The sequence below is a fragment of the Enterovibrio paralichthyis genome (genome assembly GCF_019209835.1).
Classification (GTDB): domain Bacteria; phylum Pseudomonadota; class Gammaproteobacteria; order Enterobacterales; family Vibrionaceae; genus Enterovibrio; species Enterovibrio paralichthyis.
Map to the genome: position 1 here is coordinate 16,056 of NZ_JAHUTS010000030.1, position 15,455 is coordinate 31,510.

The 15,455-nt window shown below is 52.0% G+C and carries 14 protein-coding genes; 9 read left to right on the forward strand and 5 right to left on the reverse strand.

The window, feature by feature from the left end:
* The first annotated feature begins 1 nt into the window (after window position 1).
* The 9 genes from mrdA to KU854_RS21960 all read left to right on the forward strand — a co-directional run bounded on the left by mrdA (window position 2) and on the right by KU854_RS21960 (window position 9,893).
* On the forward strand, window positions 2-1,882 hold the full coding sequence (mrdA, locus tag KU854_RS21920; protein WP_218360446.1) for a penicillin-binding protein 2: 1,881 nt from the start codon (window positions 2-4) through the stop codon (window positions 1,880-1,882).
* The gene (gene mrdB, locus KU854_RS21925; RefSeq protein WP_054778453.1) at window positions 1,879-3,000 is read left to right on the forward strand and encodes a peptidoglycan glycosyltransferase MrdB; all 1,122 of its coding nucleotides are present in this window, start codon (window positions 1,879-1,881) and stop codon (window positions 2,998-3,000) included. Before mrdA ends, mrdB begins: the two co-directional genes overlap by 4 nt.
* Complete coding sequence (locus KU854_RS21930) at window positions 3,000-3,800, forward strand: septal ring lytic transglycosylase RlpA family protein (protein WP_218360447.1); 801 nt, start codon at window positions 3,000-3,002, stop codon at window positions 3,798-3,800. Before mrdB ends, KU854_RS21930 begins: the two co-directional genes overlap by 1 nt.
* A gap of 99 nt (window positions 3,801-3,899) precedes the next feature.
* Entirely contained in the window at window positions 3,900-5,072 is a 1,173-nt protein-coding gene (locus KU854_RS21935) for a serine hydrolase (RefSeq protein WP_054778451.1), read from the forward strand.
* Between the two features lie 207 nt (window positions 5,073-5,279).
* Window positions 5,280-5,549, forward strand: coding sequence for a DUF493 family protein YbeD (gene ybeD / locus KU854_RS21940; RefSeq protein ID WP_218360448.1), 270 nt, complete (start codon window positions 5,280-5,282; stop codon window positions 5,547-5,549).
* 135 nt (window positions 5,550-5,684) lie between these two features.
* The gene (lipB, locus tag KU854_RS21945; RefSeq protein WP_218360449.1) at window positions 5,685-6,338 is read left to right on the forward strand and encodes a lipoyl(octanoyl) transferase LipB; all 654 of its coding nucleotides are present in this window, start codon (window positions 5,685-5,687) and stop codon (window positions 6,336-6,338) included.
* A complete protein-coding gene (lipA, locus tag KU854_RS21950) occupies window positions 6,335-7,300 on the forward strand; it encodes a lipoyl synthase (protein WP_218360450.1) in 966 nt (321 codons plus the stop codon). Before lipB ends, lipA begins: the two co-directional genes overlap by 4 nt.
* 162 nt (window positions 7,301-7,462) lie before the next feature.
* The gene (locus tag KU854_RS21955; RefSeq protein ID WP_218360451.1) at window positions 7,463-9,004 is read left to right on the forward strand and encodes a YjjI family glycine radical enzyme; all 1,542 of its coding nucleotides are present in this window, start codon (window positions 7,463-7,465) and stop codon (window positions 9,002-9,004) included.
* Window positions 9,005-9,023: 19 nt separating this feature from the next.
* A complete protein-coding gene (locus KU854_RS21960; protein ID WP_218360452.1) occupies window positions 9,024-9,893 on the forward strand; it encodes a YjjW family glycine radical enzyme activase in 870 nt (289 codons plus the stop codon).
* Here the strand turns inward: KU854_RS21960 and KU854_RS21965 are convergent.
* The 5 genes from KU854_RS21965 to frsA form a co-directional block, all read right to left on the reverse strand.
* Window positions 9,884-10,807 (reverse strand): LysR family transcriptional regulator, encoded by a 924-nt coding sequence (locus KU854_RS21965; RefSeq protein ID WP_218360473.1) that lies wholly within the window; start codon window positions 10,805-10,807, stop codon window positions 9,884-9,886. The two genes, KU854_RS21960 and KU854_RS21965, sit on opposite strands and share 10 nt — an antisense overlap.
* A gap of 108 nt (window positions 10,808-10,915) precedes the next feature.
* Complete coding sequence (locus KU854_RS21970; protein WP_218360453.1) at window positions 10,916-12,169, reverse strand: glutamate-5-semialdehyde dehydrogenase; 1,254 nt, start codon at window positions 12,167-12,169, stop codon at window positions 10,916-10,918.
* 54 nt (window positions 12,170-12,223) lie between these two features.
* Window positions 12,224-13,381: a glutamate 5-kinase gene (gene proB, locus KU854_RS21975; RefSeq protein ID WP_218360454.1), complete on the reverse strand. Its 1,158-nt coding sequence runs from the start codon at window positions 13,379-13,381 to the stop codon at window positions 12,224-12,226.
* 106 nt (window positions 13,382-13,487) lie between these two features.
* On the reverse strand, window positions 13,488-13,892 hold the full coding sequence (gene crl, locus KU854_RS21980) for a sigma factor-binding protein Crl (protein WP_218360455.1): 405 nt from the start codon (window positions 13,890-13,892) through the stop codon (window positions 13,488-13,490).
* Window positions 13,893-14,139: 247 nt separating this feature from the next.
* A complete protein-coding gene (gene frsA, locus KU854_RS21985; RefSeq protein WP_218360456.1) occupies window positions 14,140-15,387 on the reverse strand; it encodes an esterase FrsA in 1,248 nt (415 codons plus the stop codon).
* Window positions 15,388-15,455 lie beyond the last annotated feature (68 nt).

Consider the following 15,455-nt stretch of genomic DNA (forward strand, 5'->3'; position numbering starts at 1 on the left):
CATGAAGCAAAAGCGTAGTCCAATACGCGATCATCAGGCTGAGTCTTCACTGTTTTTCCGCCGGGCTGTAGTGGCTTTCGGCGGAATTGTGCTTTTGGTTTTCGTCCTGCTACTAAACCTTTACCACATTCAGGTCGAAGACCACGACGACTATATCACCCGCTCCAACGATAACCGGATCAAAGTAGTACCTGTCGCCCCCAACCGTGGTCTGATTTACGATCGCAACGGTAAGCTTTTGGCCGAAAACCGCCCAGTCTACGGGCTGGAGATTATCCCGGAGCAGGTCAAAGATATCCCGGGTACTATCGCGCGCCTGCAGGCGTTACTGCCTATCTCGGAAAACGAAATCAAAGCATTCGAGCGTGACAAAAAGCGTACCCGACGCTTCAATGCCGTTACACTGAAAAACCAGCTGACCGAGGAAGAAGTGGCGATTTTCTCCGCCAACCAGCACAAGTTCCCCGGCGTTGAAATCAAAGGCTACCTAAAGCGTTATTACCCGTATGGCGACGCGCTGACCCATGTCATGGGCTACGTGGCAAAAATTAACGACAAGGATCTCAACCGACTCGACCGCGAAGGTGTGCTCAATAACTACAAAGCCACACGTGACATCGGTAAGCTGGGTATTGAGCGTTTCTACGAGAAGGAACTGCACGGCACCGCAGGCTATCAGGAAGTGGAAGTTAATAGCCGTGGAAGGGTGATCCGCACCCTGAAATACGTGCCACCGGAGCCGGGTAAAGATCTGGTTTTGAACCTTGATGTCGACTTACAGCTTTACATCCGCGACATCCTTGGCGATCGCCGCGGTGCAGTGGTAGTGCTGGATCCAAAAGATTCATCCGTGCTGGCGATGGTTTCCACGCCAAGCTATGACCCTAACCTGTTTGTCCACGGCATCTCCGGTAAGGAATACAGCGCACTGCTGAATGACAAGAACCGCCCTCTGGTTAACCGCGCTACGCTGGGTATCTATCCGCCAGCCTCGACAGTCAAACCATTCATTGCTGTCGCCGCATTGCAGGAAAAGATCATTACCACCAAAACCACGCGCAATGACCCGGGTTACTGGCGACTGCCTAATTCAACCTCCCGCCCTTTCCGTGACTGGCTGGCATGGGGTCATGGCCGCGTTAACATCGTGCAGTCGATTGAGGAGTCGGTGGATACTTTCTTCTATCAAATCGCCTATGACATGGGTATCGACACCCTGTCAGACTGGATGAGCCGTTTTGGTTTCGGTGATTACACTGGCATCGACATACACGAAGAAAGCAAAGCCAATATGCCAACCCGTGAATGGAAGATGGGGCGTTACCGCCAGCCTTGGTATAAGGGGGACACCATTCCTGTAGGAATTGGGCAGGGTTACTGGACCGCAACGCCGATGCAAATCGCCAAGGCGACCTCAGTGCTGGTTAACCACGGTCAGGTGAATCCACCTCATCTGTTGCAACGGATGGAACAAGAAGGTGTGCAGGAAACCGCAGATTTCTCACCATATCCACCCATAACCGGCGTAGATGACAAATACTGGAATGTAGCACTGGAAGGAATGCGATTAGTAAACCACGGTAAGAAAGGTACCGCCCGACGTGCGTTTGCTGATGCCAAATACCAGACCGGCGGTAAATCCGGTACAGCGCAGGTGTTTGGACTCGGTGAAGATGAAGAGTACAACGCCGACGAGCTGGCTGAACACCTTCGGGACCATGCACTGTATACCGGTTTTGCACCCTACGATGACCCGCAGATCGTAGTATCAATGGTTCTGGAAAATGCCGGTGGTGGTTCCAGTAACGGTGCCCCTATCGCAAGGCGTATTTTCGATCATATGTTGCTGGGAAAAACCGCCAAGGAGGAGCAGGTGCAATGAGTATTCTTGCCTCGACAGGACAAAAGAAAACCGTGTTTGAACGACTGCACCTTGATTTGCCGTTGTTGCTCGGGATTCTTGCCCTGATGGGGTTTGGCCTGATGGTGATGTGGAGTGCCAGTGGCCAAAGCATCGCCATGATGGAGAGGCAAGTAATACGAATTCTGCTCGCACTGGGCGTGATGTTTGTATTGGCGCAGGTGTCCCCTCGCCATTACGAATTCTGGGCGCCCTACCTTTACGTGACTGGCTTGATTATGCTGGTCGCTGTACTTCTTTTCGGTGAAACTGCCAAAGGCGCCCAACGCTGGCTTGATTTGGGCGTTGTCACCTTCCAACCGTCCGAGCTTATCAAGCTTGCAGTGCCCTTAATGGTGGCTCGGTTTATCGGTAAAGAGCCCCTGCCTCCGCGTTTTCGCAATCTTATCTTTGGGTTGGTGATGGTCTTTGTTCCCACCATACTCATCGCCAAACAACCAGATTTAGGGACTTCAATCCTGATTGCCGCTTCCGGCGTTTTTGTCCTTTTCCTCTCCGGCATCAGTTGGCGCATTATTTTTGCGGCAGGCACCCTTATCGCGGCTTTCATCCCCGTGCTGTGGTTTTTCCTGATGCGCGAATACCAACGCGTAAGGGTTCGAACCCTGTTTAACCCTGAATCTGATCCTTTGGGTGCGGGTTATCATATTATCCAGTCTAAGATTGCGATTGGCTCCGGTGGCCTTGCGGGTAAGGGGTGGCTACATGGCACCCAATCGCAACTTGAATTCCTTCCAGAGCGACATACTGACTTTATCTTTGCCGTCATTGCTGAAGAATGGGGTATTATCGGCGTCACCTGCTTGCTGGCACTCTATCTTTTCATCATCGGCCGGGGGCTGATGCTGGCAAGCCGGGCACAAACCGCATTTGGCCGCATGATGGCCGGCAGTATTGTACTCAGCTTCTTTGTTTATGTTTTCGTGAATATCGGCATGGTCAGCGGGATTTTGCCCGTTGTAGGTGTACCTTTGCCCCTTGTAAGCTATGGCGGCACCTCCATGGTGACTCTGATGGCGGGCTTTGGCATTCTGATGTCGATTCACACTCACAGAAAAATGCTTTCTAAGGCTCTGTAATGAAAAAACTCTTCGTTATCTCTGCAATCATCCTGTCTGGCTGTGCCACACAAGGCGATGACAGATACAGCATCGAGCAGGATAAAGCACCGGAAGCGGTGCCAACACTGGAACATGTTGAAGACGCCCAGCCCCGCTATGAGCCTTACAGCCGTGCAGGCAATAAAGACTATACCGTGCGCGGTCAAAGCTATCAGGTGATTAAAAATCCTGATACCTACGCCGAGGCAGGTATGGCATCCTGGTACGGTAAGAAATTCCATGGACACCAAACATCAAACGGTGAAATTTATGACATGTTTTCCATGTCCGCCGCCCACAAAACCCTGCCACTGCCAAGTTATGTGGAAGTGGAAAACACCGCCAACGGCAAAAAAGCCATTGTCCGGGTGAATGACCGTGGTCCGTTCCATGAAGGACGCATTATCGACTTGAGTTATGCCGCAGCTTCAAAGCTCGACATGCTCAAAACGGGTACAGCACCGGTTAAAGTGACATTGCTCAAGGTTGATAAACCAAAAGATGAAAACGAGTGGCAAGGTGCACGGTTAAACCGTTACTTTGTGCAGTTAGTAGCCATGTCCAGCCATGACAAAGCAAAACAAGCGGCAGATACCTTTAATAAACAGTTTGAGCTGCCTACTGATATCCACCAGTCCGGTGCGGTATACCGTGTCCGTTTGGGGCCGTTTTATGATTACGACCAGACCCAAAAGGCGGCCTTACTTGCACGTGAACAGCAAATAAATGAGGCTTTCGTCGTTGTAGAGCCAATCATTGATGAACCGACGCCTAAATAGAGTGTCATTATGTTAACCCTGTCTGACACAACGCCGGCTATCTGGTATAGTGTCGACAGTTTTTTTGACTGAAGAAATACCAAGTAAGTACCTATATCTATGAAAAAAACTCCCTCTTTGTTGCGCTCTTTAGTCTTGTCGACTGCCGTACTTTCATCAGCCGCAGCCATTGCTGCACCTTCCGTCGTACCAGACGCGCCACAGATTGCGGCAAAAGGGTACGTCCTGATGGACTACAATTCGGGCAAAATTCTGGCTGAAAACAACGCCAATGAAAAACTGAACCCAGCCAGCCTGACCAAAATGATGACCAGTTATGTGATTGGTCAGGAAGTGGCACGCGGCAACATCTCATTGGATGACGATGTCGTTGTCAGCAAAAACGCCTGGGCGAAAAACTTCCCTGGCAGCTCAAAAATGTTCATTGAAGTGGGCGACACCGTTAAGGTGGAAGAGCTGAACCGCGGCATCATCATCCAGTCGGGTAACGATGCCTGTGTGGCCATGGCTGAACACATCGCCGGTTCTGAAGATTCATTCGTTGATCTGATGAATGGCTGGGCAAAAACCCTGGGCATGAACAACACCCACTTTGCCAACTCGCACGGTCTGGATAACAAAGACCTGTACACCACACCATATGACATGGCGCTGCTAGGTCAGGCACTGATCCGCGATGTACCTGAAGAGTACCGTATCTACAGCGAAAAATCTTACACCTACAACGGCATCACCCAATACAATCGTAACGGCCTGCTGTGGGATAAAAGCATGAACGTGGACGGCATCAAAACCGGCCACACAGACAAAGCTGGCTACAGCCTGGTGAGCTCTGCCACCGAAGGTGACATGCGCCTTATTGCGGTTGTCATGGGCACCAACAGCGCTAACGCACGTAAAGCTGAAAGCAAAAAACTGCTGAACTACGGCTTCCGTTTCTTTGAAACCGTTAACCCACACAAAGCAAACGAAACGTTCGTGACCGAAAAAGTGTGGATGGGTGACACCGACCAAGTTGCTCTGGGCGTGTCTGAAGATACTTTCGTGACCCTGCCACGCGGCAAAGCGAAAGACATGGAAGCAAGCTTCGTTCTGGAGAAATCTCTGGAAGCACCTATCGCCAAAGGCGATGTGGTGGGTAAGCTGTACTACCAAGTTGACGGTGAAGACATTGCTGAATACCCACTGGTTGCATTGAATGATGTTCAACAAGGCGGTTTCTTCAGCCGACTGATGGACTACATCATCATGTTCTTCAAGAACTTGTTCTGATAGGCACCAGAATGCGTTTAGGGCAGCCACCGGCTGCCCTTTTTATTTACCCTCAGCGCCCCCATATAGTCAGCATCCGGAGTGAAATCACCTCATCTTGTTTTCTTTTAACAGGACGATTACTATTCCTCCCAATTAAATGCGTGATCATCTGCACATTAATATTGGTTAATGACCCAGGCGTCGTTAGCAATTCTGGAGTATCTAATGCAAGAACAACCAACACTCAGAGACCTGTTGGAATTTCCGTGTACGTTCACTTACAAAGTGATGGGCTACGCCAAACCTGAACTGCCGGATCTGGTACTGGAAGTGATCCAACGCCACGCACCGGGCGATTACAGCCCATCGGTAAAACCGAGCGGCAAAGGTACTTACCACGCGGTATCTGTCACCATTACAGCCACCTCTATTGAACAAGTTGAAACGCTGTACAAAGAACTGGGTGACATCGAAATCGTGCGCATGGTTCTGTAACCCAGCCACGATCTCACTCTAAATACCCCCACAGACAGACGGCTGTTAATTCAACCGTCTGTCTTTATAATGAGGTAGCTGAAAACATCAGTTACCATCATTCACGAAAAGCTCAACAATTCCGGCAGGTGTCCATTGCAGCAAAACCGCCTCATCATCAAACAACTGGGATTACGCCCGTACCAGCCAACATGGCAAGCCATGCACGACTTCACTGATAGCCGTGACGCTGAAACCACTGATGAGATCTGGCTGGTTGAGCACGAACCCGTGTTTACGCAAGGTCAGGCGGGAAAGGCCGAGCACCTTTTGGAAACCGGCGATATCCCGGTAGTACAGAGTGACCGCGGTGGTCAGGTGACTTATCACGGCCCCGGCCAACAGGTTGCCTACTTTCTGATTGACCTCAAACGCAAGAAGCTTGGTGTCCGCGAGCTGGTCACCGCTATCGAGAATATCGTGATAGATACCCTCGCCCACTTCGGTATTGAATCCCGCGCCCGTCCAGACGCGCCGGGGGTGTATGTGGGCGACAGCAAAATCTGCTCGTTGGGTCTGCGTATCCGACGAGGCTGTTCCTTCCATGGACTGGCGCTAAATATCAATATGGATCTGTCACCTTTCCTGCGTATCAACCCTTGTGGCTATGCAGGCATGGCAATGACACAAACCGTCGATTTAGGGGGCCCGGCATCATTGGCTGAGCTGTACCCTGTTTTGGTAGAAAAACTGACTTCGCATCTGAGCTATGATCAGGTCGAGTCCCTAACTGAAAGCAATCAATTATGAGCAAACCGATCCAGATGGAACGCGGCGTTAAGTACCGCGATGCTGACAAAATGGCGCTCATCCCGGTCAAGAACATGCCGGCCGAGCAACAAGAAGTGCTGCGCAAGCCAGAGTGGATGAAAATCAAGCTCCCGGCGGATACCAAACGCATTCAGGACATCAAATCTGCGATGCGCAAAAACAACCTGCACTCCGTGTGTGAGGAAGCTTCTTGCCCGAATCTTGCAGAGTGCTTTAACCATGGTACCGCCACGTTCATGATTCTGGGTGCAATCTGTACCCGCCGTTGCCCATTCTGTGACGTTGCCCATGGCCGCCCACTGACGCCAGATGCGGAAGAGCCGAAGAAACTGGCGCAAACCATCGCCGACATGAAGCTCAAATATGTTGTGGTAACGTCAGTAGACCGTGACGACCTGCGTGATGGCGGCGCCCAGCACTTTGCCGACTGTACCCGTGAAATCCGTGCCCTGAACCCGGAAATCCGCATTGAAACCCTGGTGCCTGACTTCCGTGGGCGTATGGAAGTGGCTCTCGATCTGCTGAAAGACAACCCACCAGATGTGTTCAACCACAACCTGGAAACGGCGCCACGCCTCTACCGTAAGGCGCGCCCGGGTGCGAATTACAAGTGGTCACTGGAACTTCTGAAGAAATTCGGTGAAATGCACCCGAACGTCCCGACCAAATCTGGCGTGATGATGGGGCTGGGCGAAACCAAAGAAGAGATCGTCGAAGTACTGAAAGATCTGCGTGCCCACGGCGTCACCATGCTGACCTTGGGTCAGTACCTGGCACCAAGCCGTCATCACCTTCCGGTAGAGCGTTACGTGCCGCCTGAAGAGTTTGACGAGCTGCGTGACATCGCATTGGAGCTGGGCTTCACACACGCTGCGTGTGGTCCGTTCGTGCGCTCTTCTTACCATGCAGACCTGCAAGCGCAGGGCGTCGAAATCAAATAAACGACCACATCTGTGTACAAAGCCGGGATTATCCCGGCTTTGTTGTTTCTCGCATCTCGATATACGGTTTTCCATTTTGGAAATATGCACTGCACTAATTCTCAATAGTGGCAATCCGAAGGCTGACGCATAATAAACCCAAATTTTTATAGAGTCTTTTGCATGAGCACCAATCTCACCGAACTTCAGCAACGCTTCTACCAGATCATCAACGATCCAAACCTGTCACCAAAACAAAAGAACACCTGGCTGGCACTGGAAGCGGAGGCAAGCCTGCCTTACATGGCCGTGTCTGATGAAATCACCGCCGCAATGAAAGCAGGTGTGATTTGTGACATGTTCGAAGGCCACGCCCCGTTCAAGCCTCGCTACGTTCTGCCCGATTACGCCAAGCTCCTGAAGCAGGGTTCAGAGTATCTGGAGCTGGCACCGGCAAAAGATCTGGATGATGCCCTGAATATGCTTAACATCATCTACCACCATGTGCCGTCAGTGACCAATATTCCTGTCTATGTAGGCCAGTTGGATGACATGCTGATGCCGTACATCGGCAATCTGAGCGATGAAGAGATCTACCAGAAACTGAAGCGCTTCTGGATCATGTTGGATCGCACTCTGCCGGACGCGTTTATGCACGCCAACATTGGTCCTGCTGACAACATCATCTGCCGCACTGTGCTGCGTGTGGATGCTGAACTCAAGCAAATCGCGCCAAACCTGACCTTTATGTACGACCCGGCGGTAACACCGGACTCCCTTTTGCGTCAGGCAGCGGCAAACATCTGTGAATGCAGCAAGCCACACATTGCCAACTACCCGATGCACGCGGAAGCCTACGGTGACAAACGCTTCGGTATCGTAAGCTGTTACAACTCCCTGCCTCTGGCTGGCGGCTCAAACACACTGGTGCGTATGAACCTGAAGGAAGCGGCGCGTCAGGCTGACAGCAGTGAAGATTTCATGAATCGCATCCTGCCAACTTACAGCAAACTGATGGTTGAGCTGATGGATGTCCGCAGTAGCTACCTGCACGAGTCCTCTAACTACTTCAAACACTTCCTGGCCACAGAAGGCCTGATTGAAGAGAGCCGTTTTGCACCAATGTTCGGTATTTACGGCATGGCAGAAGCAGTAAACATGCTGCTGGAAAAAGACGGCAATACCGGTCAGTACGGCCGCGACAGCCACGCCAACACACTGGGTCACACCATCTCGGCAAAACTGGCGCAGCTGGTTGACAGCATGCCGGTGAAATATGGCCTTGAAGGCAAAGCGGTACTGCACGCACAAGGCGGTATCAGTATCGACAAAGATGTTACCCCAGGTGTGCGTATCCCTTACGGTACGGAGCCGGACCCAATCACTTATGTACTGGCTACCGCGGGTCATCACAGCCACTACACGTCAGGGATCAGTGATATCCTGACGATTGATGAAACCGTGAAAGCCAACCCGGAAGCCATGTACAACCTGTGTAAGGGCGCTTTGAGCCTGGGTTACCGCGAGTTCACTGCCAATGTGGCATCGAACGATCTGGTGCGTGTCACCGGCTACATGATCAAACTGTCGGACATCGCTAAATACGACGACGAAGGTTCGCGTACCAACACCACCTGGCTGGGCGCTGAAGCGGCTTGCAATACAGGGATTCTTGACCGTGCACCGCGCGTAGTGAGCTTTGAAACCTCACCGGTTTATAAGTAATCTTGCAGGAGCGTCAGCAATGTCAGGACAACCAACTGCACTTGTCAGCCGCATTCTGACCTTCTCCTGTGTTGACGGGCCGGGTAACCGGCTCGTTATCTTCCTGCAAGGGTGCAATTTCGATTGCATCACCTGCCACAACCCCCACACCATCAACCATTGCTCCCATTGTGGTGACTGCGTCCCTGAATGCCCGTCCAATGCCCTTAGCCTGAAACATGGCAAGGCCGTCTGGCATCCAGAGCGTTGTACCCATTGCGATCGCTGTATTGATGTCTGTCCGCACAAATCCAACCCCAAAATCACCCGCTACACGCTGGATGAAATGCTGGGCGTGGTCAGAAAGCACCACCTGTTTTTGAGCGGCATAACCTTTTCCGGCGGCGAAGCGACACTGCAATTGCCCTTCATTGCGGAACTGTTTAAAGCGGTCAAAGCTGACCCGGTACTTTCCCACCTCACCTGTTTTATCGACAGCAATGGTTCGCTTTCTGAAGCGGGCTGGCAACGTGTGATGCCAGTTCTTGATGGTGCCATGATTGACCTGAAAGCGTGGCAAAATGACACTCACCGCTGGCTGGTTGGTCGTGACAAGCACAGGGTGATGGCAACCATCCGCCTTTTAGCTGAGCATGGGAAACTGCATGAAGTGCGTCTGCTGCACATACCGGGAAAGAGTGATTTGGATACGGAAGTTGAAGCGGTCGGGGAATTTATCAACACCCTGCCAGAATCAGTGAATATCCGCCTGAACGCCTTTCAGCACCATGGTGTTGTCGGTGAAGCGCTGGCGTGGAACAAATGCAGTGAAGCGGAAATGCTGCGCTTCCACGACACCTTGTTCGAGCAAACCCAGCGACCGATGCAACTGCCAACGATTTATACCTGAGAAGGGGCCGCTGTCAGTTGCTCATACAGCCATCGACACGCCGGATTGTTCAGGCTCACTGTATTCCACACCAAACTGTAAGCAACCTGACCATAGTCAAACGGCAGCGGTTTGCTCACCAATCCTTTTGCCTGAAGCGCGGTTTCTGCCCAGCGTTTGGAGCAGGTAAACAGATAGTCTGAATGATGGCAGGTCAAAGCGGCTGCGCCGAAGTCGGCCACCAGCATAGCGATCTGGCGCGCTCCATACCGCTGGGTCAGGGTCTGCTCGAAATAAGGTTCAGCCAAATCTTTATCAATCACACTGATATGCCGGCAAGCCAGGTAATTTTCGATATCTAACCTTGTGTCTGACAGCGGATGTCCAGCGCGCATCAGGCACACCATCTCATCTGCCAGTATGGTTTGCCATTCTAGGCTTTTGCTCAGGGTCGGCGGTTGGCTCACATCATGCGGCAGTACGAGGAAATCGAGCTTTCCGCTAAGGAGAGCCTCAAAGCTGAACTCGGCTTTGGTTCCAATGTTAAGCCTGGCATGCTCGCCGAGTTTGGCAGAGATAGCGCAAAGTGTTGACGCAAACAGCTCGAACGTACTTTCCCGCATTGCCAGGGAAAGACTTCCGGCAAAACGTGTTGGCACAAACTCGCCTTGCTCAAAAATCCCGTTGATGTTGGACAACACGTTGTGGATAGCAGGCCCGATACTGAGGGCGTACTGCGTCGGCGTCAGTTGGTTGCCCCTGCGGAAAAACAGTTCATCGTTAAGCTGCATCTTAAGCTGGCTGAGCGCCTTACTGACACTGGAGGGCGTGACACATAAAATGTCTGCCGTAGCCGTTACGCTGTGCGTCATCAAAAGCACATGCATGACAGTGAGGTTTTTCAGGCTCAGGCGTGAGAGTGTCGAGTAATCCATAGTACTGGCGGGTGATGGGCAATGGCGAGAGATTACCGTCAAAGCCAGGTTCGCGGAAGTAAAAAGAAAGGCGCCCAATGAGCGCCTTCCATCAATTCACTTTGTCGCTTATGAGCGACTCAGGTAATCGGCTTTCCCCACCCATTTGTAGGTAGTCAGCTCTTCAAGACCCATTGGACCGCGGGCGTGAAGTTTCTGGGTAGAAACCGCCACTTCTGCACCAAGGCCAAACTGGGCACCGTCAGTGAAACGGGTCGATGCATTCACATAGACCGCCGCTGAGCCAGCACCGTTGATGAAAGCTTCCGCTGACGCCAGGTCGTTGGTCATGATGGCATCAGAATGGCTCGCATTGTGGTCACGCATGTGCTTGAGCGCGGCATGAACGTCAGCCACGATTGCCACACCCAGCGTATAGCTCAGCCATTCAGTGTCAAAATCACCTTCACCGGCATGATTCAGATCAGACACGCCTGACAGCAGTGGGAAAGCGGTGTCATCGGCCATCACTTTCACTTTGTTGTCATTAATAAGCGGCGTCAGTTTTTGCAGCAATTCAGCAGCAACCGCTTCGTGAACCAGCAAGGTATCCAGAGCGTTACACGCCGATGGACGCTGCACTTTAGCATTGAGGATCACTGCCAATGAACGGTCCAGGTCAGCGGTTTTGTCCACAAACAGGTGGCTGATACCAAAGCCGCCAATAATCACAGGAATCGTGCTGTTTTCCTTACACATCTTGTGCAGACCCGCGCCACCGCGTGGGATGATCATGTCGACGTAGTCGTCCAGACGAAGCAACTCACCCACCAGTTCACGGTCAGGCTTTTCAATGTACTGAACAGAAGACGCAGGAAGATCGGCTTTTTCCAGCGCAGTCTGGATCACTTTCACCAGTTCAACGTTGGAATGGAACGTCTCGCGGCCACCGCGCAGGATGCTGGCATTGCCAGTTTTCAGGCACAGCGAGGCGATATCAATGGTCACGTTGGGGCGCGCTTCATAAATGACACCGATAACGCCAATCGGCTCACGGCGACGGCTCAGTGTCATGCCGTTTTCTAGCACTTTGCAGTCCATTTCACTGCCGACTGGGTCGGACAGTGAAATCACGTTGCGTACATCCGCTGCGATACCCGCCAAGCGCGCTTCATTCAGCAACAGGCGATCCAGCATGGCGTCTGTCAGGCCCGCTTCACGTCCCGCCTGGATGTCTTTCGCGTTGGCAGCCAGAATAGCGTCAGCATTGGCTTCCAGCTCATCAGCAATCACCGCCAGCGCTTTGTTCTTTTGTGCCGTTGGCGCGGTTGCCAGTAAATATGCAGCTTCTTTCGCTGCGCGTCCCATTTGTTGAAGACTCATTTCAGCCTCTATTGCTCTTCCTGATTGGCCGTGGTGAACCACCACTGCCCGATATTAATCAATAACGACCAGATCGTCGCAATGCACCGCAACGGCGCCGTGTGCGTAACCCAGAATATCTTGAATGTCCTGACTGTGTCGACCTGCGATCGCCCCCAGATCCTTGCTTGAATAGCGACAGATCCCACGTGCGAGCAACTTGCCTTTCTGATCGCAAATACGTGCAACTGCACCACGGTCAAAGTGCCCTTCCACGGTCACAATACCTTTGGACAGCAGGCTGCTGTGACGTTCTACCACCGCTTTCGCCGCACCTTCATCGATGATGATGTTACCCGCTGGCGGAGGGCCAGCAAGAATCCAGCGTTTACGGCTTTCCAGCGGTGATTCCAGCGGCAGGAAGCGTGTACCCGCAGGTTTGCCATCCACAAGGTTCTGGATCACTTCAGGGCGGCTACCCGCCGCGATTGTCACTTCAATACCCGCACGGCGAGCCACATCAGCTGCCTGCAGCTTGGTTGCCATGCCACCGGTACCCAAACCACTTACGCTGCCACCTGCAAGCTTGTGCAGAGTTTCGTCAATGGTATGGACTTCACGGATCAGCTCCGCATCCGGATTGGTGCGTGGATCGGCAGTAAACAGGCCAGGTTGATCTGTCAGCAAAAGCAGTTTGTCGGCTTCCGCTAAAATCGCAACCAACGCGGACAGGTTGTCGTTGTCACCCACTTTGATTTCTGCGGTCGCAACGGCGTCATTTTCATTCACTACAGGCACAATATTGTTTACCAACAGCGCCTGCAGCATATCGCGTGCATTCAGGTAGCGTTCGCGGTCATCGAGATCAGCGCGCGTCAGCAGCATCTGGCCGATGTTGATGCCATAAATGGCAAACATGCGCTCCCATTCCTGGATAAGGCGGCTTTGCCCTACCGCTGCCAGCATCTGTTTGTTGGCAATGGTAGCAGCCAGTTCGGGATAGTTAAGGTGTTCGCGACCTGCGGCAATAGCACCGGAAGTCACAACAATCACGCGGTGTCCCTGACGGATCAACATGGCACATTGACGTACCAGCTCAACCAGATGAGCGCGGTCGATTTTTTTGGTACCGCCAGTCAGCACACTGGTGCCGAGTTTGACAACAATAGTCTGACGACGTTGGGCGTCGCCAGCCGTAGAAATAGCAGATGAAGAGTTTTCTTGGCCTGACATCACATTGACAACATAAAAAGCAAATGAGCCTTTCTTTTATCAATCTCAGACCAAGATAACAAGCGAATAACGCGACAGGATGTGATTATTCGCCGTTTGCCGAAATTCAGGCAGCAGAACCCAGTTTAGGCTGCTTCAAAGAAGGCTGCGCCGTGATTTCCAAGGCCAGCTCGCCTTCCACCAATCCTGTGATTTTACTGTAGAAAGTATCCAGCGACGCTTTCACTTCATCGGCGTACTTATTAGGAATTGCATCCTCCAGCCATTCACCTTCTGTGTTGTATTTTCCAAAGGTATAGAGGTACTCAAAGCCGCCTTCCTTTGGCGTCAGCTGCATCCACCAGCCCCAGAACTCACGGCTTTCCGGGCTCTTTTTGGCATTGACACAGGCAGACAGACAATCAAAGAAATAGCTGTTTTCAGAGGATTTGTTTTGGCGCAAATACGGACCCACCTGCGCGAAGCGGGTCATGAGGCGGCCGTGGGACAGGGTTTTGGTTTCGTCGGTCATAGCAAGCTCCCTTAAGACGAGATTCAATACCGATGCATTCCTGCATCGCTTGCTGACACCGGTTCGCCGCGTTGAATGGTGGCGTCGGTTATTTCTTATTTTTATGGGTCAGCAGACATTACACCCAGACCTGCCGTAAAAAGCAGGCCTGAGTCTCAATGTATACCATGCAACCGATGGAATTTCGTCCACCCACTAGCGGTATTAGTGATTCTTTCTCTGAATCAAGACGTTAAAAAGACATCTATCACAAAGTTTCCGTAAACCAGGTGACGGCTTCCTGCATAATCCTGTGATAGCCATCATGAATTGGTTTGGAAGGCACGATTTTTGACTTCCCTCCCTGGCTGTATGTTGCTGCCAAGCAGTTATCTGACTCCGGACATACCGGGTCATCACTCAGGCTCATCGCCAAGATAGGCACTTTGGTTTTACGTCCCACCAAGAGGCCCTGGTTACGCAGGGACAAAGCACGAAGCTGGGTAAGCATAGATGCTGATGCCTCCATCCTGCCCATGCGTGAGGCAATGGTATCCAGATACATTGGAGGAATGTTGTTCAGTCGCTCCGACTCGCTCAGCATGGCATGTAATACGCCACCGATTGAGACACAGGACTTTATACGGTTTTGCTCCACAAACGCCATGCGTACCGCCGCATTGGCACCAAAACGTATCCCCATGCAGCCCACGCGATGGTGATCTACCCATGGCACGGAAGATAACTCTGACAACATGGCCTGGTGCAGGCGACTGGTATCTTCGCTCAATGACCAGTGGTGACTTCTGCCCACCGAAGGCATGTCGATGGTCAACATGGCAATATTGGCAGGCAGGAAATAGTCTTCAAACAAGCGCCACATATCGGTTTGCAGGCAATCAAGCCCACAACTGACAATAACTGTCGGCAACGGCGAATCTGTGTGCGGAAGGTACAGAAAGCCTTCCAGAGACTTACCGTCAACCTTGGTTACAACACTTTTAATTTTGTAGGACGATTTCTCCATCGCGGCGTGAAAGGCTTTGTTTGCCAGCACTTCTGCCTGCTGTGAGAGGGTGTCGCCTTTCAGGTGAGGGTACGCAGCGATGCTGAAATGGGTGGAGGCTTTCAGCCAGGCATCCGCCGCCGCCTTTTTGTCACCCTGCTCTTCTAAAGTTTTTGCCTGACGCTGAAAACGCATTCCCTCTTGCGTCCATTCATAAGACCAGTTTCCGGGGCGGTAACCTACCACGGTATCCAACAGTTTCTCGCTGGTTCTTTCGTTATCAGATACGGCAATACGCGCCAGCGTTGCTTCCATTTCGATGGGGTCGAGACCTTGCCATATCCACTGCGGGCGACGGAGAATGCGGTACCAACTGTTGTCGCTGTCACCGTCAATAGCGTTATGCAGACCGCCGGGATGATTGCTCGAAGAACCCACAAGCGTGGAGGTTTCCCTGGCATGGCGGTGGGGTTTGAAAAGTTTGATTGAAAGGTTTTCGGATTCGCTCACAGAACCTCTCCCTGATAGTGGAACTGAACTTCCCTAGTGTATACCTAAACGACCTGAAGATACTCTAC